Source organism: Aquabacterium sp., from assembly GCF_034003525.1.
Taxonomy (GTDB): Bacteria; Pseudomonadota; Gammaproteobacteria; order Burkholderiales; family Burkholderiaceae_C; genus Aquabacterium.
Genome location: NZ_JAVEYN010000016.1, coordinates 53,955 through 79,692 on the forward strand (window position 1 = coordinate 53,955; position 25,738 = coordinate 79,692).

At 65.8% G+C, this 25,738-nt stretch carries 18 protein-coding genes; 17 read left to right on the forward strand and 1 reads right to left on the reverse strand.

The window, feature by feature from the left end; genetic code table 11:
- Positions 1–174: 174 nt before the first annotated feature.
- From RBT42_RS10790 to RBT42_RS10845, 12 genes are all read left to right on the forward strand, one after another.
- The gene (locus RBT42_RS10790; RefSeq protein ID WP_320364959.1) at positions 175–789 is read left to right on the forward strand and encodes an outer membrane beta-barrel protein; all 615 of its coding nucleotides are present in this window, start codon (positions 175–177) and stop codon (positions 787–789) included.
- Between the two features lie 33 nt (positions 790–822).
- Positions 823–3,681, forward strand: a complete 2,859-nt coding sequence (polA, locus tag RBT42_RS10795) for a DNA polymerase I (RefSeq protein ID WP_320364961.1) — start codon at positions 823–825, stop codon at positions 3,679–3,681.
- A 97-nt stretch (positions 3,682–3,778) separates the two neighbouring features.
- Positions 3,779–5,848 carry a polyphosphate kinase 1 gene (gene ppk1, locus RBT42_RS10800; protein ID WP_320364963.1) on the forward strand — a complete coding sequence of 690 codons (2,070 nt, stop codon included), beginning with the start codon at positions 3,779–3,781 and terminating at the stop codon, positions 5,846–5,848.
- Between the two features lie 62 nt (positions 5,849–5,910).
- Positions 5,911–6,432 carry a SixA phosphatase family protein gene (locus RBT42_RS10805; RefSeq protein ID WP_320364965.1) on the forward strand — a complete coding sequence of 174 codons (522 nt, stop codon included), beginning with the start codon at positions 5,911–5,913 and terminating at the stop codon, positions 6,430–6,432.
- A gap of 32 nt (positions 6,433–6,464) precedes the next feature.
- The gene (ybgC, locus tag RBT42_RS10810; protein ID WP_320364967.1) at positions 6,465–6,980 is read left to right on the forward strand and encodes a tol-pal system-associated acyl-CoA thioesterase; all 516 of its coding nucleotides are present in this window, start codon (positions 6,465–6,467) and stop codon (positions 6,978–6,980) included.
- Positions 6,981–6,983: 3 nt separating this feature from the next.
- Positions 6,984–7,706 (forward strand): protein TolQ, encoded by a 723-nt coding sequence (gene tolQ, locus RBT42_RS10815; RefSeq protein ID WP_320364969.1) that lies wholly within the window; start codon positions 6,984–6,986, stop codon positions 7,704–7,706.
- Between the two features lie 2 nt (positions 7,707–7,708).
- Positions 7,709–8,149, forward strand: coding sequence for a biopolymer transporter ExbD (locus RBT42_RS10820; RefSeq protein ID WP_320364971.1), 441 nt, complete (start codon positions 7,709–7,711; stop codon positions 8,147–8,149).
- A gap of 3 nt (positions 8,150–8,152) precedes the next feature.
- On the forward strand, positions 8,153–9,055 hold the full coding sequence (locus RBT42_RS10825) for a TonB family protein (RefSeq protein WP_320364973.1): 903 nt from the start codon (positions 8,153–8,155) through the stop codon (positions 9,053–9,055).
- An 832-nt stretch (positions 9,056–9,887) separates the two neighbouring features.
- On the forward strand, positions 9,888–11,741 hold the full coding sequence (locus RBT42_RS10830) for a GspE/PulE family protein (protein ID WP_413785887.1): 1,854 nt from the start codon (positions 9,888–9,890) through the stop codon (positions 11,739–11,741).
- A 226-nt stretch (positions 11,742–11,967) separates the two neighbouring features.
- On the forward strand, positions 11,968–13,890 hold the full coding sequence (locus RBT42_RS10835) for a PrkA family serine protein kinase (RefSeq protein ID WP_320364976.1): 1,923 nt from the start codon (positions 11,968–11,970) through the stop codon (positions 13,888–13,890).
- 30 nt (positions 13,891–13,920) lie between these two features.
- Positions 13,921–15,219 carry a YeaH/YhbH family protein gene (locus tag RBT42_RS10840; protein ID WP_320364978.1) on the forward strand — a complete coding sequence of 433 codons (1,299 nt, stop codon included), beginning with the start codon at positions 13,921–13,923 and terminating at the stop codon, positions 15,217–15,219.
- Complete coding sequence (locus RBT42_RS10845) at positions 15,216–16,760, forward strand: SpoVR family protein (protein WP_320364980.1); 1,545 nt, start codon at positions 15,216–15,218, stop codon at positions 16,758–16,760. Before RBT42_RS10840 ends, RBT42_RS10845 begins: the two co-directional genes overlap by 4 nt.
- Before the next feature lie 2 nt (positions 16,761–16,762).
- Here RBT42_RS10845 and RBT42_RS10850 read toward each other — a convergent pair whose 3' ends face one another.
- The gene (locus RBT42_RS10850; protein ID WP_320364982.1) at positions 16,763–18,805 is read right to left on the reverse strand and encodes a DUF1631 family protein; all 2,043 of its coding nucleotides are present in this window, start codon (positions 18,803–18,805) and stop codon (positions 16,763–16,765) included.
- 197 nt (positions 18,806–19,002) lie between these two features.
- On the opposite strand from RBT42_RS10850, the gene flhB reads away from it, so the two are divergent.
- Genes flhB through RBT42_RS10875 form a run of 5 tightly spaced genes read left to right on the forward strand, consistent with a single transcriptional unit; the run spans position 19,003 to position 25,625 of the window.
- Positions 19,003–20,184: a flagellar biosynthesis protein FlhB gene (flhB, locus tag RBT42_RS10855; RefSeq protein ID WP_320364984.1), complete on the forward strand. Its 1,182-nt coding sequence runs from the start codon at positions 19,003–19,005 to the stop codon at positions 20,182–20,184.
- Positions 20,181–22,286: a flagellar biosynthesis protein FlhA gene (gene flhA, locus RBT42_RS10860; protein ID WP_413785885.1), complete on the forward strand. Its 2,106-nt coding sequence runs from the start codon at positions 20,181–20,183 to the stop codon at positions 22,284–22,286. The genes flhB and flhA overlap by 4 nt, the downstream gene beginning before the upstream one ends.
- Positions 22,283–24,004, forward strand: coding sequence for a flagellar biosynthesis protein FlhF (flhF, locus tag RBT42_RS10865; protein WP_320364986.1), 1,722 nt, complete (start codon positions 22,283–22,285; stop codon positions 24,002–24,004). Before flhA ends, flhF begins: the two co-directional genes overlap by 4 nt.
- Before the next feature lie 47 nt (positions 24,005–24,051).
- The gene (locus RBT42_RS10870; protein WP_320364988.1) at positions 24,052–24,894 is read left to right on the forward strand and encodes a flagellar biosynthesis protein; all 843 of its coding nucleotides are present in this window, start codon (positions 24,052–24,054) and stop codon (positions 24,892–24,894) included.
- A 5-nt stretch (positions 24,895–24,899) separates the two neighbouring features.
- Positions 24,900–25,625: an RNA polymerase sigma factor FliA gene (locus RBT42_RS10875; protein WP_320364990.1), complete on the forward strand. Its 726-nt coding sequence runs from the start codon at positions 24,900–24,902 to the stop codon at positions 25,623–25,625.
- Positions 25,626–25,738 lie beyond the last annotated feature (113 nt).

Consider the following 25,738-nt stretch of genomic DNA (forward strand, 5'->3'; position numbering starts at 1 on the left):
AAGAGCTGACAGTCAGGTTTGCGCGAAACCCCCAGGCTGAAGGGGTGTCGGAGAGCGTGATTGTAGAAGTCTGCGCATGTCGATCTGGCAGACTTTTCAACATTGTGAAGACATCCCCGCGCTTGGGCGTTCGGGGCGTCCATCCACCCCCTCTTGAGGAACCGGTCCCGCATCATGAGCAGCATCACATCGCGCAAGATCTCCCGCACTCTGTCCACCCTGGCTGTGGCCGCCTTGTCGGTGCTTGGCAGTTCGGCCATGGCCCAGGATGAACTGAAGCCGGCCGCTCGTCAGTGGGGCATCTACGCCGGGGGTAACCTGGGCGTTGGCGCTGCCCAGTGGGATTGCGATGTGTCGTGCGACCGCGCACGCCTGAGCGGCAAGGTCTTCGGTGGCAAACGCCTGACGCCGGGCCTGGCCGCCGAAATCAACTACATGGTCTTTGGTGGCATGAATCGTGCGGATGACACCAAAGTCATTGGCGCGGTTCAAAACGAGCGTCGCAGCGTGCGCGCCCTGACAGCTGGCATCAATTGGGAAGTGGAGTTGCTCGAAGGCTTCGTCAATCAGATCCGCTTGGGCTGGGCCTTCAAGCGCGTGGACGACAATCAGGTGCTGGTGGGCGGCGCCGAGCGCACTGTGCGTGACTACCGTCAGGCTCCTTATGTCGGTGTCGGTCTGGCGATGAACATCACCCGCGACATCCGTCTGCTGCAGAGTTTCGACTACATCATCGACGGCAAGGAGAGCCTCTACCTGTTCTCGGTGGGTGCTTCCGCCGAATTCTGATCCCGTCAGCCTGAAGGCCCCACAATCCGGGGCATGAACACCCCGGATATGTCTCCTTCTTCTGCCGACGCCTCTGCCGAAGCCCGCCCGACCCTGCTGCTGGTCGACGGCTCCAGCTACCTCTACCGCGCCTTCCACGCCATGCCCGACCTGCGCGGGCCGCAAGGCGAGCCCACCGGCGCGATGCACGGCATGGTCAACATGCTGCGTCGCCTGCGCGACGAAGTGCCCTGCGAGCACGCGGTGTGCGTGTTCGACGCCAAGGGCCCGACCTTCCGCGACGAGTGGTACCCCGAGTACAAGGGGCACCGTCCGCCCATGCCCGATGACCTGCGGGCGCAGATCGAGCCCATCCACGAAGTGGTGCGTCTGCTGGGCTGGCCCATCCTCGAAGTGCCCGGCATCGAGGCCGATGACGCCATCGGCACGCTCGCCAAGGTCGGTGCCGAGGCTGGTCACCGCGTGGTGGTGTCCACCGGCGACAAGGACATGGCCCAATTGGTGACCGAGCACGTCACCTTGGTCAACACCATGACTAACGAGAAGCTGGACATGGCGGGCGTGGCTGCCAAGTTCGGCGTGCCGCCCCACCTCATCATCGACTACCTGACCCTGATCGGGGATGCCGTGGACAACGTGCCCGGTGTCGAAAAGGTGGGGCCCAAGACGGCCGTGAAGTGGATCACCGAGCACGGCTCGCTCGACGGCGTGATGTCGGCTGCGGTCTCAATCAAAGGCGTGGCGGGTGAGAACCTGCGCAAGGCGCTGGACTGGCTGCCCCAGGGGCGACGCCTCATCACCATCAAGACAGACTGCGACCTGAGTGCCCACGTGCCGCTGTGGCCCGAGCTGGAGGCCCTGGCTTTGCGCGAGCCCGACAACGCAGCTTTGCTCGACTTTTTCACGCGCTTCGGCTTCCGCACCGAGGCGGCCAAGCTGCGTGGCGGCGCGGCCCCGGCCTCTGCATCGACCCCGGCGGCCAGGCCGAAAGCCAAGCCGAGCGCCACAGCCGATCTGTTCGATCAGGGCGCATCGGGCGACATGGGGGACAACGCACAGGCATCGCCGGAGACCGTGACCGTGGTCGCTGCGCAGTACGACACCGTCCTGGACTGGCACACCTTCGACCGCTGGCTGGCGCGTCTGCAGGCGGCCGAGCTGGTGGCCTTCGACACCGAAACCGATTCCCTGGACGCCATGCAGGCGCGCATCGTGGGCCTGTCCTTCAGCGACCAGGTGGGCGAGGCCTGCTACATCCCGCTGCGCCACGAAGGCGTGGACGTGCCGGCCCAGTTGCCGCTCGACGAGGTGCTGGCCCGCCTGAAGCCCTGGCTGGAAGACGCCAGCCGACCCAAGCTGGGGCAGCACATCAAGTACGACACCCATGTGCTGGCCAACCACGGCATCACGGTGCGCGGCTATGCGCACGACACGATGCTGGAAAGCTATGTGCTCGAAGCGCATCGCAAGCACAACTTGGCCGATCTGGCGCAGCGTCATGTGCACCGCAGCGGTCTGAACTACGAAGACGTGGCGGGCAAGGGCGCCCAGCAGATCCCGTTTGCCCAGGTGGCCGTGGACAAGGCCGCGCAGTATTCGTGCGAAGACAGCGACCTGACGCTGCACGTGCACCAGACGCTGTGGCCCCGCCTGCAGGCCGAGCCGGCCTTGCGTGATATCTACGAGCGTTTCGAGCTGCCCACCTCGCGGGTGCTGCAGCGCATCGAGCGCAACGGTGTGCTGATCGACAAAGCCCTGCTGCAACAGCAAAGCCATGAACTGGGGCAGCGCATCATGGCGCTGGAGCAGGAGGCGCACGCGCTGGCGGGGCAGCCCTTCAACCTGGGCTCACCCAAGCAGATTGGCGAAATCCTGTTCAACCAGCTCAAGCTGCCTGTCATCAAGAAGACCGCCACCGGCGCGCCCTCGACCAATGAAGAGGTGCTGGAGAAGCTGGCCGAGGACTATCCGCTGCCCGCTCGCATCCTCGAGTACCGTGGCATGGCCAAGCTCAAGTCCACCTACACGGACAAGCTGCCCCTGATGATCAACCCGGCCACCGGCCGCGTGCACACCAACTACGCGCAGGCCGTGGCGGTCACCGGGCGTCTTTCCAGCAACGAGCCAAACCTGCAGAACATCCCCGTGCGCACGGCGGAAGGTCGCCGCATCCGCGAGGCCTTCATCGCACCGCCCGGCCATGTCATCGTCAGCGCCGACTATTCGCAGATCGAGCTGCGCATCATGGCCCACATCTCGCAAGACGAGAACTTGCTGCGTGCTTTCGCGGAAGGCCTGGACGTGCACCGTGCTACCGCCAGCGAGATCTTCGGCGTGAGCCCGGACGAGGTCAGCAGCGAGCAGCGCCGCTACGCCAAGGTCATCAACTTCGGCCTGATTTACGGCATGAGCGCCTTTGGCCTGGCATCGAACCTGGGCATCGAGCGCAGCGCCGCCACCGCCTACATCGACCGCTATTTCATGCGCTACCCCGGCGTGAAGCGCTACATGGACGAGACCCGTGCCCAGGCCAAGGCGCAAGGCTATGTCGAGACGGTATTCGGTCGTCGCCTGTGGCTGCCCGAGATCAACAGTCCCAATGGCCCGAGCCGTGCCGGGGCCGAGCGCGCCGCCATCAACGCGCCCATGCAGGGCACGGCGGCCGACCTGATCAAGCTGTCGATGGTGGCCGTGCAGGACGCGCTCGACGCCCAAGGCAAGCAGACCCTGATGATCATGCAGGTGCACGACGAACTGGTGTTCCAGGTGCCCGAGGCCGAGCGCGACTGGGTCAAGACCGAGGTGCCGCGCCTCATGGCTTCGGTGGCGTCGCTGCGTGTGCCGCTGCTGGCCGAGGTGGGGGAAGGCCCGAACTGGGAAGCAGCGCACTGACATCGTTCTGTCATCAAGTTGACATGTGGATCGTTCTAAGATTGAAGCGGATGCGCTATCGCTCGGCTGACGGGGGTGTGCGCACGCTTTGAGTTGAATGAGAGGGTGGCGTCAGGTGTCAGAGAACACACGTTTGAAGTTGTTGAGTCGTGAGCAGGCCATCCTGGCGTTCAACCGTCGGGTGCTGGCGCAGGCCCAGCGCAGCGATGTGCCGCTGCTGGAGCGCTTGCGCTACATCTGCATCGTCTCGTCCAACCTCGACGAGTTCTTTGAGGTGCGCTATGCCGACGTGCTGGAGGCGGCGCGACTCGGTGCCGGCGACATCGACCGGCAGTACATCGCCGAGGTGGTGCGGCAGTCTCACCAACTGGTCGATGAGCAGTATCAGATCCTCAACGACGAGGTGGGGCCGGCCCTGCGCCAGGCTGGCATCCTCATCCTCAATCATGCAGACCGCAACGCCGAGCAGCGCGAGTGGGTGGCGGGCTTCTTCCGCAAGCAGGTGCAGCCTCTGCTGGTGCCGATCGGGCTGGACCCGTCCCACCCTTTCCCGCAGGTCGCCAACAAGACGCTGAACTTCATCGTGCGCCTGGGCGGCCGCGATGCCTTCGGACGCGACAACGACATCGCCATCGTGCGCATCCCGCGCGTGCTGCCACGCGTCATCAAGCTGCCGGCGCATCTGATGGAGCCGGGCACGCAGGGCTTCGTGCTGCTGTCCAGCGTGATCCGGGCGCACCTCGACGAGCTGTTCCCGGGACGTGAGATCCAGGCGTTTTCGCAGTTCCGCCTCACGCGGGACTCCGACCTGGATGTGGACGAAGACGATGTGACCGACCTTCGCCTGGCCTTGCGCTCGAAGATGAGCACGCGCCAGTTCGGTCAGGCCATTCGCCTGGAGGTGGTGCGCAGCTGTCATCAGGATCTGTCCGACCTCCTGCTCGAGCAGTTCGGGTTGAACCATCAGGCCCTGTTCCAGGTCAACGGCCCGGTGAACCTGGTGCGCCTGACACAGCTGATCGACCAGGCCGATGGCGACGAGCTGCGCTTTCCAACCTACCAGCCCGGTTGGCCCGACAGCCTGCCGCGTGGGGGCAGCATGTTCGAGCACCTGCGCCACCACGATTGCCTGCTGCACCATCCTTTTGAGTCGTTTGATGCGGTGGTGCACTTCCTGCGCGAGGCGGTGTACGACCCCGACGTGCTGGCCATCAAGCAGACCATCTACCGCACGGGCAGCGAATCCGTGCTGATGGAGCTGTTGCTGGAGGCCGTGCGCCGCGGCAAGGAAGTGCTGGCCGTGGTGGAGCTGAAGGCCCGCTTTGACGAAGAGGCCAACATCAACTGGGCCGAGCGTCTGGAGGCGCTGGGCGCGCAGGTGGTGTACGGCATCGTGGGCCTCAAGACCCACGGCAAGATGATGCTGGTGACGCGCCGCGAGGGTGGGCGCCTGCGTCGCTACGCCCACCTGTCCACCGGCAACTACAACCCCAAGACCGCGCGGCTGTACACCGACGTGGGCTACCTGACCAGCCAGCCCGACCTGACGGCCGATGTGGACCGCGTGTTCCAGCAGCTTTCCAGCCTGACCCAGATGCGCTCCAGCCGCCAGCTCTTGCTGGCGCCGTCGAGCATGCACAGCCAGATGCTGCGTTGCATCGAGCGCGTGGCCGAATCGGCCCGTGCGGGTGGGCCCGCGCGCATCGTGGTCAAGGTGAACTCGCTGACCGACGAGCCGCTGGTACGCGCCCTGATCGCGGCCGGCCAGGCGGGCGCCCAGATCGACCTGATCGTGCGGGGTGCCTGCATCCTGCCGCCGGGCTTGCCCGGGCAGACCGAGAACATCCGGGTGCGCTCGGTGGTGGGGCGCATGCTCGAGCACACGCGGGTGCTGTACTTCCGCTGGGGCGAGGCCGAGCACGATGAGGTGCTCTACCTGTCGAGCGCCGACTGGATGAACCGCAACATGACGCGGCGCATCGAGGTGGCCTGGCCGGTGCGTGACCCGGCCTTGCGCCAGCGTGTGATCGACGAGTGCCTGGTGCCCTATCTGCTGGACGGCAAGGATGCCTGGATCCAGTTCAGCGATGGCCACTACGAGCGCGTGCCGCAGACCGGGCACAGTGCCCAGCAGGCCCTGATGGCCTTGCACGGGACTGTCATCTGAGCGACGCAGGCGGGCGGCATGATGAGCGGCCAAGGTGCCCACATGGTGGCGAGGGGGATGTCATGGATCTGATCTTGTGGCGACACGCGCAGGCTGAGGACCTGCCTTTGGACGATGAACAGGTGCTGGCCCAGCGTGCAGCCGGTGCCACCATCGAGGTGCGCATCGACGTCCAGGCCGACCTGGCGCGGCGTTTGACCAGCAAGGGCGAGCGTCAGGCCGAGCGCATGGCGTCATGGCTCAATCAGCGTCTGCCCGAATCGACGCGGGTGTTGGTGAGCCCGGCGCAGCGCACCCAGCAGACCGCGCAGGCGCTGGGGCGTCCGTTCAAGACCGTGGCGGCCATCGACCCGCATGCCTCGGTCGACGACCTGTTGACCGCAGCCCGTTGGCCGCACGCCAAGGAGGCGGTGCTGATCGTGGGGCACCAGCCCACGCTGGGCATGCTGGCCGCCCGGCTGCTGACCGGGTACGACCTGGCCTGGTCGGTCAAGAAAGGCGGGGTGTGGTGGCTGCGCTCACGCGAGCGCCATGGCGAGACCCAGGTGACGCTCCACGCCGTTCAGGCGCCCGACTTCCTGTGAGGGCGAGAGGTGACGCGCGATAATGCGTGTCTATGAGCGTTTCTCCTGTCTCGTCCGTGCCCGCTGACGTCTCCACTGAACCCAGTCGCTACCACCACCGCCACGCGGTCCGCGTGTACTGGGAGGACACAGATGCCGGCGGCATCGTGTTCTACGGCAACTACCTCAAGTTCATGGAGCGCGCCCGCACCGAGTGGCTCTCGACCCTGGGCTTCGGCCAGGAGGCCATGCGCCGCGCAGGCGAGGGCATGTTCATCGTGGCCGAGACGCAGCTGCGCTACCTCAAGCCCGCCCGCCTGGACGACCAGCTGACGGTGACCGTGGCCGTGACCGAGGTGGGCCGTGCCAGCGTGACCTTCGCGCAGGAGGTCTGGCGCGGCGAGACCCTCTTGACCCAGGGCATGGTGCGCATTGGCTGGGTGCAGCCGGTGGCGCCCCGTGGCGAGCCAGCCGACGACGTCGCCAGCGAAGACAGCTTCCGCCCGGGTCGCATCCCGGCGCGCATCCTGGCCATCTTGCCCACCCCCATTTCTGCTTCCAAAGGTTGATTCATGAACCAAGACATGTCCATCTTGACCCTCGTGCTGGAGGCCAGCCTGGTGGTGCAGGTCGTGATGCTGCTGCTCTTGCTGGTGTCGGTGGCGAGCTGGAGCGTGATTTTCAGCAAGGTTAGCAGCCTCAAGCGCGTGCGTCAGGGCAATGACGAGTTCGACCGCGAGTTCTGGGCCGGTCGCACGCTGCAGGAGCTCTACCAGGATGCCAGCCGCGACAAGAATGGCCCCCGCTCCCCGCAGGAGCGCATCTTTGCCTCGGGCATGCGCGAGTTCATGAAACTGCGCGAGCGCCGGGTGGCCGATGTGGGCACGCTGCTTGACGGGGCGCGCCGCGCCATGCGGGCCAGCTTCCAGCGTGAGATGGATGCCATCGAGGCGCGCCTGGACTTCCTGGGCTCAGTGGGCTCGGTCTCTCCCTACATCGGCCTGTTCGGCACGGTCTGGGGGATCATGCACGCCTTCACGGGCCTGTCCAATGTGCAGCAGGTGTCGCTCGCCACGGTGGCGCCCGGCATTGCCGAAGCTCTGGTGGCCACCGCGATTGGCCTGTTTGCCGCCATCCCGGCGGTGCTCGCCTACAACCGCTTTGCCCGCGACATCGACCGCGTGGCGATCCAGATGGAGTCCTTCATCGAGGAGTTCTCCAACATCCTGGCGCGCAATGCCGCACCAGTGACGCCGGGCGTGGCCGAGGCTGGCCGCAGCACGATGGGACGTTGACCGTGGCCGAGCTCAATGCCCGAGGCGGCCGTCGCCGTCGCACCCGCAACGAGATGAACATGGTGCCCTTCATCGACGTGATGCTGGTGCTGTTGATCATCTTCATGGTCAGTGCGCCCTTGATGCCCACCGGCGTGGTCGACCTGCCCAGCATGGGCAAGGCCCGTCAGGCGCCCGAGAAGGTCATCGAAGTGGTGGTGCAGGACGACGAGCGCGTGCGCCTGCGCGTGAACAGCCGCGATGAGGACACCCTGGCGGTGGCCGAGCTGGCCGAGCGCGTCAAAGCGCTGCAAGGCGAGGCCGAGGGCGGCCCGACCGCCGTGCCGGTCATCATCAGCGCCCGCAAGGATGTGCGTTACGAGGAAGTCGTGCACATCATGGACGTGCTGCAGAAGGCGGGCGTGGCCCGCGTGGGCCTGTCCGTGCGCACCACGGGGGGCTGAGGCGTGAGCACACCGTCCGGCATGGTCATCGGCGCGCCACCGGGCGGGCGCCCGCGTGAGGCCGAGCGCTGGACCGGGCCGGCGCTGTGGCTGGCGCTGGGCGTGCACGGCCTGTTGCTGCTGGCCCTGGCGCTCAGCATGAACTGGAAGATGAGCGATCCGGCTCCGGTGGAGGCCGAGGTCTGGTCCGAGATTCCCCGCGTGGCCGGTGGCGCTGCGCCTCCTCCGCCCCCGCCTCCGACACCGCGTGAGCAGCCTGTCGTGCGCCCGGCGCCCGCGCCGGTCAAGGCGCTGGATCCTGAGCCGGAGCCTCAGCGGCCACCCGACCTGGTCGTTGCCAAGACGCCCCCCAAGAAGGCCGAGCCCCGCAAGACGGAGCCCAAGCCCGAGCCCAAGCCGGACCTGGTGAAAAAGCCCGAGCCCAAGAAGCCCGATGTCCGGAAGCCGGAGAAGTCGCACCAGGTGGCGAAGCTTGCGGACAAGCCGGTCAAGCCCTCTCCCGTCACCGATCCGAAGGGACGCAGCCTGAGCGCGGCCGAGCTGGAGGCCCAGCGTCAGGCCAATCTGCGGCGCATGATGTCGTCGCTGGGTGGCGGCAGCGGCGGGCCGGGTGCGGCGCCGCGCTCCAGTGGTCCCTCGGCGGGTTATGCGGGTCGCATCATCGCGCGCATCAAACCCAATATCGTGTTCACCGAGAGCCTGGCGGGCAATCCGCAGGCCGTGGTGGAGGTGCGCTGCGCACCCGATGGCCGCATCATGTCGCGGCGTCTGGTGACCTCGTCGGGGGCGGCGGCCTGGGATGAGGCAGTGCTGCGCGCGCTGGACCGCACCGAGGTTTTGCCCGCCGATGTGGATGGCCGGGTGCCATCCCTGATGCAGTTGAGCTTCAAACTGCGGGATTTCTGAGTCTGAGCGCGGAAATTTGCTTATTTTCGCGCCGATCTGGATCGTTTTTTTATAGCATGGTGTGAGCCTGAGTGCCACGCTGACCCGTGGCGACCGCGTGACCTGGACCGACATGCCTGACAACGATCTGACCTTCTCTCCGCCCCTGCCATTTCAGGACACGACCCTGAGCCTGGCGCCCCTGGATCCGGTTGCCGAGGACGGGGAGGAGGCGTCGGGTCCGGGCAACGGGGTGTTTCGCTGGCCGATGCCGCCGTTTGTGGCCTATCCCCCCGCCGCACCGCAGACCGAGTACGAGCCTTGCGAGATCGAGGGACTCAACGGCCGGGTGATGCGCGGGCGCTTGAGCTTTTTCGTGCCCCAGGAAGGCGTGGCCCATGTGCAGGTGCCGCCCGCGCGCACGACCATGCCGCTGCACTTCAACCAGTTCCGCAGCCTGCGGCTGACCCGTGCGGTGCTGCCCCAGGCCCACAAGGCAGGCTCGGAGGCCGTTCAGGACGTCCTCAACGACTGCCTGGTCAGCCCCTACAGGGTGACCATCCAGGGCGGGGCCGTGCTCGAAGGCGTCACCGTGGGGCACGCCGAAACCGCGTTTGGGGTTTTTCTCTTCCCGCCTGAAGGTGAGGAGGGGGCCGTGACCCGGCTGTTCGTGCCGCGAGACGTGTTGAGCGATGCCGATTTCGGGGCGCCCCGTGGGCCAGGCTTCATGGACACCGAGGTGCTGGCGGGCGAGGAGCTGACGCAGGCGGTCGAGGCGCAGGCCGCGCAGCGCAAAGAGAAGTTGAGCGAGGTCTTGCAGAGCCAGTTGGTGGTCACGCGCGAGCAGCTGCTGATGGCCATCGACAAGCAGAGCAGCATGCCGATGGTGCGCATCGGCGAAGCGCTGATCGCGATGGGCCTGATCAATGAGGAGCAGCTCGACAGTGCGCTGGAGCGCCAAAGCCAAGACCGCTCGGTGCCGCTGGGCGAATTGCTGGTGCAGATGGGCCTGGTCACCTACGAGCAGCTGCTGCTCGCCCTGGCGCGCAAGATGGGCTACCCGCTGGTGGACCTGGGCAAGTTCCCGATCGACCCTGACGCGCTGACCAAGCTGGCCTACAACGTGGCGGACCGGCTCAAGGTCGTGCCCCTGATGCTGCGCAACGGGGCCCTCATCATCGCCATCGATGACCCGAGCAAGCGCCTGGTGCTGTCCGAGATCGAGTTCATTGCCCAATGCAAGGTCGTGCCGGTGCTGGCGCAGGCCACGCAGCTGGAGACGATGATCAAGGAGGCCTACCACCGCCTGGGGGCCGATGTCTGGGACCTGCCGTTCACGCCGACCACGGACAGCGGCCCGATGGAGCTGGAGAAGCTGAGCTCGGGGCGGCTCATCGAGGATCTGGAAAAGGAAGGGCTCGACCGCAACCAGCAAGATGAGGACCGCCCCATCGAGCAGAGTGACAACTCGCTGGTGCGCCTGATCAACACCATGATCGTCGAGGCCCATGCGCAAGGCGTCTCCGACATCCACATCGAAAGTTATCCGGGACGCGAGAAGATCAAGATACGCTTCCGCAAGGACGGGGTGCTGGTGCCCTATCTGGAGCTGCCGCACAACTACCGCTCGGCCATGATCGCGCGCATCAAGATCATGTGCGACCTTGATATCTCCGAGCGTCGCCGGCCGCAGGACGGCAAGATCAATTTCGCGCGCTTCGTGCCGCAGTACCGCATCGAGCTGCGCGTGGCCACCGTGCCCACCAACAATGGGCTGGAAGACGTGGTGATGCGGATCCTGAGCTCGGCGCGGCCGCTGCCGCTCGACCAGATTGGCCTGAGCCCGAACAACCTCCAGCGCCTGACGGACGCGATGGAGCGCTCCTACGGCATGATCCTGTGCGTCGGTCCCACGGGCTCGGGCAAGACGACGACGCTGCACTCGGCGCTGAGCTTCATCAACGTGCCCGAGCGCAAGATCTGGACGGCCGAAGACCCGGTGGAAATCACCCAGCCGGGCCTGCGCCAGGTGCAGGTCAACCCCAAGATCGACTGGACCTTTGCCAAGGCGCTGCGCGCCTTCCTGCGTGCCGATCCGGACGTGATCATGGTGGGCGAAATGCGCGATGTGGAGACGGCCGGCATGGCGGTGGAAGCCTCGCTGACCGGTCACCTGGTGCTGTCGACCCTGCACACCAACAGCGCCCCCGAGACGGTGACCCGTTTGCTCGACATGGGCATGGACCCGTTCAACTTCGCCGACTCGCTGCTGGTCGTGCTGGCGCAACGTCTGGTGCGCCGGCTGTGCACGAAGTGCCGGGTGGCCGAGCCCGCCACCGAGACCTATCTGGACGAGCTGGCGCGTGACTACCTCTATGCCTTTGGCAAGGACAACACGGTGCTGAGCGTGGAGAACGTGCGCGCCGACTGGCAGCAGCGCTTTGCCGTCGATGGGGTGCTGAACACCTATCACAGCATGGGCTGCGAGCATTGCAGCCAGACGGGCTACCACGGCCGTGCCGGCATCCACGAACTCATGAGCATCAGCCGGGACCTGCGTCGCCTGATCCAGACCGGTGCGCGCTCCGAGGAACTTCAGCGCCAGGCCATGCTCGAAGGGATGCGGACCTTGCGTCAGGACGGCATCGAGAAAGTGCTGGCCGGCATCACCAGCCTGGACGAGGTGCGGGCCACCAGCAATGTCTGAGTGTTGTGCACATTGCCACACACGAGTTTTGAAAAAGGTGCAAGATAGTCAGCACGCAAGTTGCTAACTGAATTTGAAGGTCCGGTGCAGGCCGGGCTGGCAAGCCGCAAGGCTGGTGTGATCTTTGGTGTTGAGGCGGTGCCTGACGTGGCGCGCCGGGTCACCATGGCGGGTGGTCCGACCGTTTCCAGGCATCGATGGCGTGAGTCGATGTTGGGAGGTCTGCATGGACGTGATCAGTCACTTCGCCGCTCGCTACGAGCGCACCCGTGAGGAAGAGTATTCCCTGGAGGAATACCTCGACCTGTGCAAACGCGACAAACTGGCCTATGCCACCGCGGCCGAGCGCATGCTGCAGGCCATTGGTGAGCCGCAGATGGTCGACACGCGCCACGACCCCCGTTTGTCTCGCATCTTCACCAACAAGGTCATCAAGCTCTATCCGGCCTTCGAAGAGTTTTACGGGATGGAGGACGCCATCGAGCAGGTGGTGTCTTACTTCCGCCATGCGGCGCAGGGCCTGGAAGAAAAGAAGCAGATTCTTTACCTGCTGGGGCCGGTGGGCGGCGGCAAGTCGTCGATTGCCGAGCGCCTGAAGCAGCTGGCCGAACATGTGCCCTTCTTTGCGATCAAGGGCTCGCCGGTGAACGAGTCGCCCTTGGGCCTGTTCGATCCGGTGGAAGACGGCCCGATCCTGGAGCAGGCGTACGGCATCCCGCGGCGTTACCTGCAGCGCGTGCTCAGCCCCTGGGCCGTCAAGCGCCTGGAAGAGTTCGGCGGCGACATTCGCCAGTTCCGCGTGGTCAAGCGCTACCCCAGCATCCTCAAGCAGGTGGGCATTGCCAAGACCGAGCCGGGTGATGAGAACAACCAGGACATCTCGTCGCTGGTGGGCAAGGTGGACATCCGTAAGCTGGAGACCTATGCGCAGGACGACCCGGATGCCTACAGCTACTCGGGTGGCCTGTGCCTGGCCAACCAGGGCCTGCTGGAGTTCGTGGAAATGTTCAAGGCCCCCATCAAGGTGCTGCACCCCTTGCTGACGGCCACCCAGGAGAGCAACTTCAAGGGTACGGAGGGCTTTGGCGCGATCCCGTTTGACGGGGTGGTGCTGGCCCACTCGAACGAGAGCGAGTGGAAGGCCTTCCGCAACAACAAGAACAACGAGGCCTTCCTGGACCGCATCTACATCGTCAAGGTGCCGTACTGCCTGCGCGTGAGCGAGGAGGTGAAGATCTACGAAAAGCTGATCCGCGGCTCGTCGCTGAGCCAGGCACCGTGTGCGCCCGGCACGCTCAAGATGATGAGCCAGTTCGCGGTGCTGACCCGGCTGAAGGAGCCTGAGAACTCCAGCATCTTCAGCAAGATGCAGGTGTACGACGGCGAGAGCCTCAAGGACACCGACCCGAAGGCCAAGTCCATCCAGGAGTACCGTGACTACGCCGGGGTGGACGAGGGCATGAGCGGCATCTCGACGCGATTCGCCTTCAAGATCATCTCCAAGGTGTTCAACTTCGATCCCGCCGAGGTGGCCGCCAACCCCGTGCACCTGATGTATGTGCTGGAGCAGCAGATCGAGCGCGAGCAGTTCCCGGCCGAGACGGAGCAGAAGTACATCGGCTACATCAAGGAGATGCTGGCGTCACGCTATGCCGAGTTCATTGGCAAGGAGATCCAGACGGCCTACCTGGAGAGCTATTCCGAGTACGGACAGAACATCTTCGACCGCTATGTGACCTATGCGGACTACTGGATCCAGGATCAGGAGTACCGCGACACGGACACGGGCGAGATCTTTGACCGCGGCTCGCTCAATGCCGAGCTGGAGAAGATCGAGAAGCCGGCGGGCATCGCCAACCCGAAGGACTTCCGCAACGAGATCGTCAACTTTGTGCTCCGGGCGCGGGCCAACAACGGCGGCAAAAACCCGCTGTGGACCAGCTACGAGAAGCTGCGCACGGTGATCGAGAAGAAGATGTTCAGCAACACCGAAGAGCTGTTGCCGGTCATCAGCTTCAACGCCAAGGCCAGCGCCGATGAGCTCAAGAAGCACGAGGACTTCGTCAACCGCATGGTGCAAAAGGGCTACACACCCAAGCAGGTGCGCCTGCTGTGCGAGTGGTACCTACGTGTGCGCAAATCGTCATGATGACCCGTCCACGCATGACAAAGGCGCTGCATGACACGTCAACACATCATCGACAGGCGGCTGGCGGGCAAGAACAAGTCGGTCGGCAACCGTGAGCGATTCCTGCGTCGCTACAAGACGCAGGTGCGCGAGGCGGTGCAGCGTGCCATCAATGGGCGCAGCATCCGTGACCTGGAAAAGGCCGAGGACATCAGCATCCCGAAGCGGGACCTGTCCGAGCCGGTGTTTGGTCATGGTGAGGGCGGCAACCGCGAGGTGGTGCACCCTGGCAACCGCGAGTACGTGCGCGGCGACCGCATCGAGAAGCCGCAGGGCGGACAGGGGCAGGGCAGCGGCCAAGGGGACGCGAGCGACAGCGGGGAAGGCGAGGACGACTTTGTCTTCACGCTGAGCAAGGAAGAGTTCATGCAGGTCTTCTTCGAGGACCTGGCCCTGCCCAATCTGGTGCGCACCGCCTTGGCCGAGGTGCCGGAGTGGAAGAGCCAGCGGGCCGGCTATTCGAGTGAGGGCACGCCCAACAACCTGCATGTGGTGCGCTCGATGCGCGGGGCGCTGGGGCGGCGCATCGCGTTGGGGGCCTCGTCGCGGCGGGAGTTGAGCGAGCTGGAGGCGCAACTCGCCACCTTGCACGCCACGGTGCCGAGCGATGCCACCTTGGCGTCAACGCATGCGGCCGAGATCGCCCAGCTGGAAGCCCGCATCGCCCACCTCAAGGGCCGTATCCAGGCCATTCCCTATCTGGACCCGATCGACCTGCGCTACCGCAGCCGCATCAAGGTGCCCGTCCCCACGACCCAGGCGGTGATGTTCTGCGTCATGGACGTGTCGGGCTCGATGGACGAGCAGCGCAAGGAGCTGTCCAAGCGCTTCTTCATCCTGCTCTACCTCTTCCTGACCCGGCATTACGAGAGGATCGATCTGGTCTTCATCCGCCACCACACGCAGGCTCAGGAAGTGAGTGAGCAGGACTTCTTCCACGCGACCGAGACCGGGGGCACCGTGGTGTCGAGCGCCCTGGTCCTGCTGGACCAGATCATCGAGGCCCGTTACCCGAGCAGCGAGTGGAACATCTATGTGGCCCAGGCCAGCGATGGCGACAATTGGCACCATGATTCCAGCCGTTGCAGCGAACTGCTGGCGCAGAAGATCCTGCCCAAGGTGCGCTACTTCGCCTATGTGCAGGTGGCGCAGACCGAGCAGAACCTGTGGGACGAGTACCTGGCCCTCAGCGAGACACACCCGCACTTTGCGATGCGCAAGGTGCTCGAGGCGTCCGAGATCTATCCCGTCTTCCGAGAGTTGTTCAAGAAGGAAGGGGGGGCCGCATGACGCTGTCGACATTGCCCAAGCCCTTGCCCGGGGTGGCCGACTGGTCGTTCGAGTTGATCGAGGCGTACCACGAGGTCATCCGCGCCACGGCCGAGCGTTTCCAGCTCGATACCTATCCCAACCAGCTGGAGATCATCACCGCCGAGCAGATGATGGACGCCTATGCCAGTGTGGGCATGCCCGTGAACTACCGGCACTGGTCGTACGGCAAGGAGTTCATCGCCACCGAAAAGAACTACCGGCGCGGCTTCATGGGCCTCGCCTACGAGATCGTCATCAACGCCAACCCCTGCATCAGCTACCTGATGGAGGAGAACACGATGGCGATGCAGGCGCTCGTCATCGCGCACGCGGCCTACGGGCACAACAGCTTCTTCAAGGGCAACTACCTGTTCCGGATGTGGACCGATGCCGGCTCCATCATCGACTACCTGGTCTATGCCAAGAACTATGTGGCGCAGTGCGAGGAGCGTCATGGCGTGGACGCGGTCGAGGCCTTGCTGGACTCGTGTCACGCGTTGATGAACCATGGGGTCGACCGCTACCGGCGCCCGGGCAAGCTGTCACTGGACAAGGAGCTGGCCCGCCGCGAAGAGCGCGAGGCTTATCTGCAGCAGCAGGTCAATGACCTGTGGCGCACCCTGCCGCGCCGCGCCGACAAGGCCGAGGAAGAGGCAGTCAAGCGCTTTCCGGCCGAGCCACAGGAAAACCTGCTGTACTTCATCGAGAAGCACGCGCCGCTGCTGGAGCCCTGGCAGCGCGAGATCGTGCGCATCGTGCGCAAGGTGGCGCAGTACTTCTACCCACAGCGCCAGACACAGGTGATGAACGAAGGCTGGGCCACGTTCTGGCACTACACCTTGCTCAACACCATGTACGACGACGGTTGGTTGAGTGACGGCATCATGATGGAGTGGTTGCAGTCGCACACCAACGTGGTCTACCAGCCGCCGGTCGGACACCGGGCGTACAGCGGGCTCAACCCCTATGCGCTGGGCTTTGCGATGTATACCGATTTGAAGCGTATCTGTGAGCAGCCGACCCCGGAGGACCGCGCCTGGTTCCCTGACTTTGCCGGTTCGGCCGAGGGCCAGCCCAAGGAGGCCCATGCCTGGCTCAAGACTCTGGACTATGCGATGCGCAACTTCAAGGACGAGAGCTTCATCGGCCAGTTCCTGAGCCCAAAGGTGATGCGCGACTTCCGCCTGTTTGCCATCCGCGATGAGGAGGCGGAGAGCGCGTACGAGGTCAGCGCCATCCATGACGACAGCGGCTACCGGGCGCTGCGCGAAGCCCTGTCACGCCAGTATGACCTGGGCTCGCGTGAGCCCAACATCCAGGTCTGGAGCGTGAACCTGCGCGGTGACCGCTCGCTGACCCTGCGCCACACGCGGCACAACGAGCGACCGCTGGGTGAGGGCACCCGCGAGGTGCTCAAGCATGTCGCGCGCCTGTGGGGTTTTCCGGTGCACCTGCACAGCCTCAATCAGGCAGGCGAGATGCGCCAGCAGTGGAGCGTGGCCCCGGCCGAGGGGGCGTAAGCTCAGTCGCTGAGTTCGCCCATCAGGCTGTCGGCGGCGCGCTGCACCAGGCTGCGCTGCTGCACTTCGGTGACCAGACCTTGCTCGCGCAGGTTGCACAGCACCTGGCGGGGCAGGGTGTGGATCTCATCGGCCTGACGGCCGGTGAACATGAAAAAGCGCTGGTTGCGGCTCACCCAGATCAAGCGGGCATTGACCCACTCGCCCTGCAGCGAGAGCTTGAACCAGGTGCCCGGTCGCAGCGCTTCCACCCAGGCCTGTGCCGCTTCGGGCCCTGACGGGGTGTCGTCGTCGGCCGGCAGGCCCATGGGCACGGTGGGCAGGGCCCCCACATGCACGCGGGGCTCGGGTTCGGGGTTGAGTTGCTCCCACACCGAGTCGATGTGCTCGGAGCGGATCTGCGAGACGATTTCGTGCGGCGTCAGCTCGCGGGGGGCTTCGGCCGGGGTGGCGGGCGTCGGCGGGCTGCGCAGGTAGCGCGCGTGCACCACCATCAGCTGCTCCATCAGGTCGCCACGCAGCTTGGGCGGCCAGTTGATGAGGGCCATGCCCTTGCGCAGCCGCTCGGTGAGGGAGGGCAGCATCGTGCGCAGGCGGTCGCGTTCTTCCAGGGTGGTGGGGCGATGCAGGCTGGTCACCAGTTCTTCCACCACATTGATCAGGCCGTGGCTTTCCTCATCGGGCATGTCGGCCTGGGTCATCACGTGCACCATGACATCGACCCAGGGGCCGCGCAGGAAATCGCTGACGACGATGGGGACGGTGTGGCCTTCCAGGTGCTGCTCCACCTGCTGGTGCAGCAGACCCTTGAGGGTTTCCAGGTGGTCGGCCTCTTCCAGGGCCTTGAGCGTGGCCTCGCGGCTGGCGAGCAGTGCGGCGCTCTGCGCGTCGATGGCCGCTTGAATCGCCTGGCGTGCCTGGACGAAGTCGTCGGCATGGGGGCTGGTATTGGCCACCAGTTGGCTGATGATGGGGCGGATCTGCTCGATGAAGGCGTCCTGCTCGGCCGCCTCGTCACGGCGGAAGCCCCCCACATACGACACCAGGTCGTTGATGAGTTGCCAGCTCGGGTGTTGCAGGTTCTCCACCAGCTGCGGCTCTTGCAGGGCCAGGTGAATCATGCTGGTCTGCAGCTCTTGCACCACCGGCTGCACGGCCGGTACCGAACCGCTCTCTTTGACCATGCGCTCGAGCAGCTGGCTCAGTTTCTGGATGGCACTCGGGTCATTGACCTGCGCGCCAACCTGGTTCAGCGGAATCTGTTGCAGCGCATGGTCGAGCGCGGCCGTGACCACCGCCGGGCTCATTTGCAGGGCGGCGGGCAGGCGTTGCAGCAGGGCGTCGAGCACGCCGGGGCGGGTCACGTCCAGCGCGGCAGGCGCCGGACCGTGGGGGTTGATCACGGCTCTGTACTCAACCGGAGTGACCCCCTCCTGGTGCAGGTGGAGGTTGGCATCGCCGTAAAAACGGTGCAGCAAGCGGGCCAGTTCCTTGCCGGCCACGCGCAGCAAGAGCTGGCGGTCTGGCCCAGGCAACTGGAGCACGGACACGGCGTCGCTCAAGGCGCGGGCGAAGGCCCCCGGGCTGAAGGGGTTGGCTTCGGCGCGGATGTCAGGGTCGCCTCGCAAGGCGGCCGTGTAGGACTGCAACTCGCGCAGCGACCATTCGGTGAGCAGGTCGATCAACTGCACGGTGCGCGCCACCTCGATCGTGGTCTCCGCGGCAGACTCGTCCACCAGACTGAGCTCATCCAGCTTGAGGCTGGGTGACTTGCGTGCGCCGCTGGCGTCGGCCTGGCCGGATTGCCGCGCCAGCGCCACCTCGGCTTGGAAGCGGTGGGTCAGGGCCTCATGGAAGCGCAACTGGTGCTGCTGGAGTTGGCTGGCAACACCGAACACCAGTTGCCGGTCCTGAGCCACGGCCAGATCGCCCTTGGGGGCACGCAGCGCGTCCAGTGTGCGGCGAATCACGTTGTTGGCCAGTTCGGGCAACAGACCGATCAGGCGTTCGCAGTGGGCTTGGAACTGGGGGGTCTCTGAGGTCATCGACGCGGCAGGTGTGGGTGAACGGCTTGGAGCCTGATTTTGCAGGCATTTGTCACATTTGTCAGAGCCACCTGCACTGTGAAGTCCTACTGAAGGCGGAGGTGCGGGGAAAAGGGGGTGGGTGGCCCTGCTTATCTCGCTCAAGTTTGGGCGGGCGTGGCCAACAATCCTCTCCAAGCAGGAGTGTTTCCCCCATCATGTCCGACAGCGCACAAGACAAGCAGTTACCCGCCACCGCGCGGAAGCTGCAGAAAGCCAAAGAAGAAGGCCAGGTGGTCCGCTCCAAGGACCTGGGCCACTTCCTGGTCGTGCTCGCCGCCACCGGGGTGCTGATGGGGCTCACGCCGGTGTGGATGGGGCACATGCAAAAGATGCTGCACGCCGGCCTGCGCTTCGATGCCCGCACGGTGGCCGCGCCCGAGATGATGGCCGAGCGCCTGAGCGAGTGGGCCATCCAAGGGCTGCTCGTGGTGCTGCCTTTCGCAGCGGGCATCATGCTGGCCGCCGTCGCCGCCAGCGTGCTGGCCGGTGGCTGGGTGATGTCCTTCAAGGTGCTGCAGCCCCAGTTCAGCAAGCTCAACCCCATCAGCGGCATTGGGCGCGTGTTCTCCAAGCAGCAGCTGGTCGACGCCTTGAAGGCCAGCTTGCTGGGCCTGATCCTGGGAGCGGTCGGCATTGCCTTGCTGTACCAGGCCTGGCCGCGCACGGTCGACTTGCTGGCCATGCCGCTGCCGGCGGCCATCGCCACCTTGGGCACGACCCTGGCCGAGGTGCTGGGCTCGATGCTGCTGGTGATTGCCGCGTTCGCCCTCATCGACTGGCCGCTGCAGAAGTTCATGTTTGCCCAGCGCATGCGCATGAGCCACCAGGACATGAAGGAAGAGTTCAAGCAGCAGGAAGGCAACCAGGAGGTCAAGGGCCGCATCAAGCAACTGATGCGCGAGCAGGCCCGCAAGCGCATGATGGCCGCGGTGCCCACCGCCGACCTGGTCGTGATGAACCCGACCCACTACGCGGTGGCCCTCAAGTACGACGAAGCCAGCATGGGCGCGCCGCGTGTGGTGGCCAAGGGCATCGACCTGATCGCGCTGAAGATCCGCGATCTCGCCACCGAACACCGTGTGCCTGTGCTGGAGGCCCCGCCGCTGGCCCGCGCGCTGTACGCCAACACCGAAATCGACCAGGAAGTGCCGGTGGCCCTGTACACCGCCGTCGCCCAGGTGATGGCCTATGTGTTCCAGCTGCGCCAGGCCCTGACCGGCCAGGCCCCGATGCCGGGCAACCTGCCCGACCTCGAGGTGCCGCGCGAACTCGATCCCCAGCAGTCCGACAAGGCGCGCGCCCGTGCCGCCGCCATGCAAGTAGAGGCTGAAGCATGAACCCGATGTTGCTCAAACTCCAGGCCCTGACGGGCGGTGACCCCAAGCGCTTCCAGGCCTTGGCCGCGCCCATCGTGGTGGTGGCCGTGCTGGCGCTGATGGTGTTGCCCCTGCCGCCCTTCCTGCTGGACCTGTTTTTCACCTTCAACATCGCCACCGCCCTGATGGTGATGATGGTGGCCGCCACCATGCTGCGGCCGCTGGACTTTGCGGCCTTCCCGGCCGTGCTGCTGCTGACCACCTTGCTGCGCCTGGCGCTGAACGTGGCCTCGACCCGCGTCGTGCTGATGGAAGGCCATACCGGTACGGGCGCTGCGGGCGCAGTGATCGAGTCCTTCGGGCACTTCCTGATTGGTGGCAATTTCGCCGTCGGCCTGATCGTGTTCGCCATCCTGGTCGTGATCAACTTCGTCGTGATCACCAAGGGCGCCGAGCGGATCGCCGAAGTGGGCGCCCGCTTCGCCCTGGACGCCATGCCCGGCAAGCAGATGGCCATCGACGCCGACATGAACGCCGGCCTGATCGACGAGGCCGAGGCCAAGCGCCGCCGCCGCGAAGTGGGCGAAGAAGCCGAATTCCACGGCTCCATGGACGGTGCCTCCAAGTTCGTGCGTGGCGACGCCATCGCCGGCATCCTGATCCTGTTCATCAACATCATCGGCGGCTTCATCATCGGCGTGGTGCAGCACGGTCTGTCGGCGTCGGAAGCCGCCAGCTCCTACATCCTGCTGGCCGTGGGCGATGCCCTGGTCGCGCAGATCCCGGCCCTGCTGATCTCGGTGGCAGCCGCCATGGTGGTGTCCCGCGTGGGCAAGGAGCAGGACGTCGGCACCCAGATCATGGGTCAGATGCTGGCCAACCCCAAGGTGCTGGGCGTGGCCGCCGGCATCATCTTCCTGCTGGGCGTGATCCCGGGCATGCCCTCCATCGTCTTCCTGCCGGTGGCCAGCCTGCTGGGCTACGGCGCCTGGCGCAACCACCAAAAGCAAGAGGCCGCACGCCTGGCGCCCAAGCCGGTCGAAAAGCCGGCCGCTGCGGCCGCCCCCGGTGGCGAGGCCACCTGGGAAGACCTGCAGCCCGTCGACACCCTGGGCCTGGAAGTCGGCTATCGCCTGATCCAGCTGGTCGACAAGGACCGTGGCGGCGACCTGCTCAACCGGATCAAGGGCGTTCGCCGCAAGTTCGCGCAAGAAGTCGGCTTTTTGCCACCTTCCGTCCACATCAAGGACAACCTGGAGCTGCGTCCCAGCTTCTACCGCATCACCCTGCGCGGGGCCGTGGTGGGCGAGGGCGAAGTCTTCCCCAACATGTTGATGGCGATCAACCCCGGGCATGTGACGAACCCCATTCAGGGCGCTGCGGCCACCGACCCGGCCTTCGGATTGCCGGCGGTGTGGGTGGAGGAGCGGCAAAGGGATGCCGCACAAATGGCGGGTTACACGGTCGTTGATCCATCGACCGTCGTGGCCACACATCTCTCACACTTGATGCAACTGCACGCCGCCAAGCTGCTGGGCCGGGTTGAAACCCAACAGCTGGTGGAGCATGTGACAAAACTGGCTCCCAAACTCATCGAAGACGTGGTTCCCAAAATGGTCGGCATCCCCATCCTGCAAAAGGTCCTCCAGCTCCTGCTGGAAGAGGGTGTGCACATCCGCGACATGCGCTCCATCATCGAAACCCTGGCCGAAAGCGCCTCGGCCGGTGGTCAGGTGGCGCAGGATCCGGCCGAGTTGGCCCGCCGCATTCGCATTGGCCTGGCTCCTGCCATCGTGCAGCAGATCTATGGCCCGGTGAAGGAGCTGGACGTCATCGCCATTGAGCCCGACCTCGAACGCCTGCTGACCCAGGCCCTGACCTCGCCCAACGGTCCCATGCTGGACCCGGGCGTGGCCGACCACCTCACGCGCCAGGCGGCCGACGCCACCCAGCGCCAGGAAAACATGGGTCAACCGGCCTGCCTGCTCGTGCCAGACGCCATCCGCCCCTCGGTGGCGCGTCTGCTCAAGCGTGCGGCCCCGCGTCTGAAGGTGTTGGGCCACAGCGAGATCCCTGAGACCCATTCGATTCGCATCGGTACCCTGATCGGAGGCCACGCATGAACGTCAAGCGCTTCATTGGACGCAACAGCCGCGAGGCCATGCAAAAGGTCAAGGCGGCATTCGGCGACGATGCCGTCGTTCTGTCCACCAAGCCCGCGGCCGAAGGCGGCATCGAGATCCTGGCGATGGCCGGCGAGAGCGTGCCTGCCATCGACAGCTACGTCACCAACGCGCCGGCCCCCCGTGCGGCCTCGGTCAGCCTGCCCACCGGTGCCCGCAAGGCGTCCGACGCCCCGGCTGCGGCGCCCGCCCGTTCGGCCATGGCCAACCTCGCCAGCTCCGTGCAGGACGACGTCAAGCAACTGGCCATGAGCACCTTGTCCTTCCAGGACTACGTGCGCGAGCGCATGCTCAAGCGCCGCCAGGCCGCCCTGCAGTCGCGCGCCGAGCCTGCCCTGAGCGGCGCCAACGCCGAAGAACAACTGAGCCAGCGCTTCGCTGCGCCCAAGGCCGCTCCTGTGCCCGAACACACCGCGGCCGTGGACCTGGGCGCTGACCTGGTGCACCGTCCGACCACGCTGCCCGTCATGGACGACGATGTTGCCGATGATTGGCAGGCCTACCAGGCCGAAAAAGCCGCCGCCGCGGCTGCCATCAGCCGTGCATCGGCCCCGGCCCGTGCCGCCCGTCCGGCCGCTGCCGCCCATGCTGACCTGACGATGGCGCAGATGGTCCCGGCCGCAGCCGAGGCCCGCCGTGAAGCGCCCCGTGCCGCCGCCGTGGACACCGCCACCGCCGAAGCCCTCAAGGCCGCCCAGGACGCCAACGCCTTCATGATGGGCGAGCTGCGTGCCATGCGCGCCATGATGAAGGAGCGCTTTGACACCATGGCCTTCGTCGAAAAGCTCGGCCGCACACCCTCCCAGGCTGCGCTGGCGCAAAAGCTGCTCGACGGCGGTTTCTCGGCCGTGCTCATCCGCAAGATGCTCGACGCGATGCCCGCCGAAGTCATCGACGGCACCCATGACGAAGTGCAGTGGGCGACCCAGGTGCTGCAACGCAACCTGAACACCGCCGACCGTGAGCGCGCCATCGAAGACCAGGGCGGCGTGTTCGCCCTGATCGGTTCGACCGGCGTCGGCAAGACCACCTCCACCGCCAAGCTGGCCGCCACCTTTGCCGCCAAGCACGGTGCTTCCAACCTGGGTCTGATCACCCTGGACGCCTACCGCGTCGGCGCCCACGAACAATTGCGCGCCTACGGTCGCATCCTCGGCGTGCCCGTGCACATGGCCCATGATCGCGCCGCGCTGGAAGACCTGCTGGAGCTGCTGTCCGGCAAGAAGATGATCCTCATCGACACCGCCGGCATGGCCCAGCGCGACGGCCGCACCAAGGAGTTGCTCGACCTGCTGGCCCACCCCAGCATCAAGAAGCTGCTCGTCATCAACACCGCCGCTCAGGGCGACGCCATCGAAGACGTCATGCACGCCTACCAGGCCGAGGCCTGCGCCGGCGTCATCCTCTCCAAGCTCGACGAGGCCGTCAAGCTCGGCCCGGCCCTGGACGCCCTGATCCGCCACAAGCTCAAGGTGGTGGGTGTGGCCAACGGTCAGCGCGTGCCCGAAGACTGGCACCGCCTGTCCTCGCAGGCCCTGGTGCACCGCGCCCTGCGTGCCAGCCTGAACCCGGCCTACCGACTGGATCCCACCGAGGTCAGCCTCGTGTTCTCGACCCCCAGCCAGGCCGAGTCGATGAGCGCCGCCCGCGCCATGTGAGGTCCGCTCCCCGTCCCGCGTTCCCCCTTTACTGATCCTTCGTGCCGATGAGCCGTCACGTCCGCCCACTGGCCAGCCCCGCTGGCACCCGCGCCCACCACCCTGTCGATCAGGCCCAGGGGCTGCGGCAGATGTTTGTCTCGCGGGTGTTGCGTTTTGTGCCCGTGGTGGCCAACGGCCGATCCGGCTGTGGCGGGCTGGTGCTGGAGCGCCTGTGCGCGGCCTATGCCAGTTTCGGACTCAACACCCTCGTGGTCGATGCCAGCGAGCAGGCCCGCGCGCCCAGCGAACTGGTCGACTTTGACCTGGCCGAGGGCATCGAAACCCTCTCGCCCCAGGTCAGCTACATGGCCGCCCGGGGCTTGCCCTTGCGTCACGCCGATGCCCGCGGCTCCTGCGCCAGCCTCCTGCCCGCCCTGGCCGATGCTTCGCCCCGCAGCGACGTGGTGCTGGTGCACGCCTCGGCCAGTGAAATCGTGCGCCTGTTTGGCCAGCCCGCGCGCGGCCTCACCCTGCGTCCGCTGGTGTTCACCAACGACATGGCCGAAGGCCTCACCGACGCCTACGCGGCCGTGAAGATCCTCAGCCAGCGTGGCGGCTGGATGAGCTACGACCTGCTCGTGTGCGCGCCGGTCGAGAGTGCCCAGGCCGAACCCGTGGCCCAGCGCCTGGCGCGCTGTGCCGACGACTTCCTGGGTGTGGCCCAACGCAGCGCCCACCAGCTCGATCCGCAGCAAGCCCCCACCGCCGACCCCGATCCTCACTTCATGGAGATGGCCGCCGCCTTGTTGCACGGCGCCTTGCCCTTGAGCCTGGGTGACTCGGCGTTCGAGCACCTCACTTCCCCGGGCTCGGCCTTGCCGGCCCGCGTTGCCTCGGCCCATAATTGATGTACATGGAACCCAGCACGTACTCAGCCAAGGGACGTCTCGACGTCAACGCGATGCTGCGGCAGTACAGCCCGCTGGTGCGGCGTCTCGCGCACCAGATGATGGCCAAACTGCCCGCCAACGTCGAGGTCGATGACCTGATCCAGGTCGGCATGATCGGCCTGGCCGATGCCCTCAGCCGCTTCGACCCGGCGCAAGGCGTGCAGATCGAAACCTTTGCCACCCAGCGCATCCGCGGCGCCATGCTTGACGAGTTGCGCGGCGCCGACTGGCTCAGCCGCGGCAGCCGCAAGCAACAGCGCGACATCGAGAAAGCCGTTCACCGCCTGGAGCAGCGTCTGGGACGCGCCCCGCACGAAAGCGAGATCGCCGCCGAGATGGGCCTGAGCCTGGACGACTACCAGGACATGCTGGGCAAGGTGCGCGGCACCCAGCTCATCTACCTCGAAGACATGAGCGGCGACGAGGGCGACCACGACTTCCTCGATCGCCACGTGGCCGACAACGGCAGCGATCCGCAGCGCCTGCTGCAGGACGATCGCATGCGCCACGCCTTGGTGGAGGCGATCAAGAAGCTGCCCGAGCGCGAGCAACTCGTCATGAGCCTCTACTACGAAGAGGACATGAACCTCAAGGAGATCGCGGCCGTGCTGGGGGTGACGGAGTCCCGCGTCTGCCAGCTCCACAGCCAGTCGATCGCCCGCCTGCGCGTCAAGCTGCGGGAGTGGTGAGCGCCCCCTGACCTGATTCAAATCAAGGTCATCGCGGGCTGCGTCCCGATTTCGTCCATGAGCGTGCTTATTGCCGCGCAAGTCCAGGGTTGACCCTCTAAGATTCGCCCGGA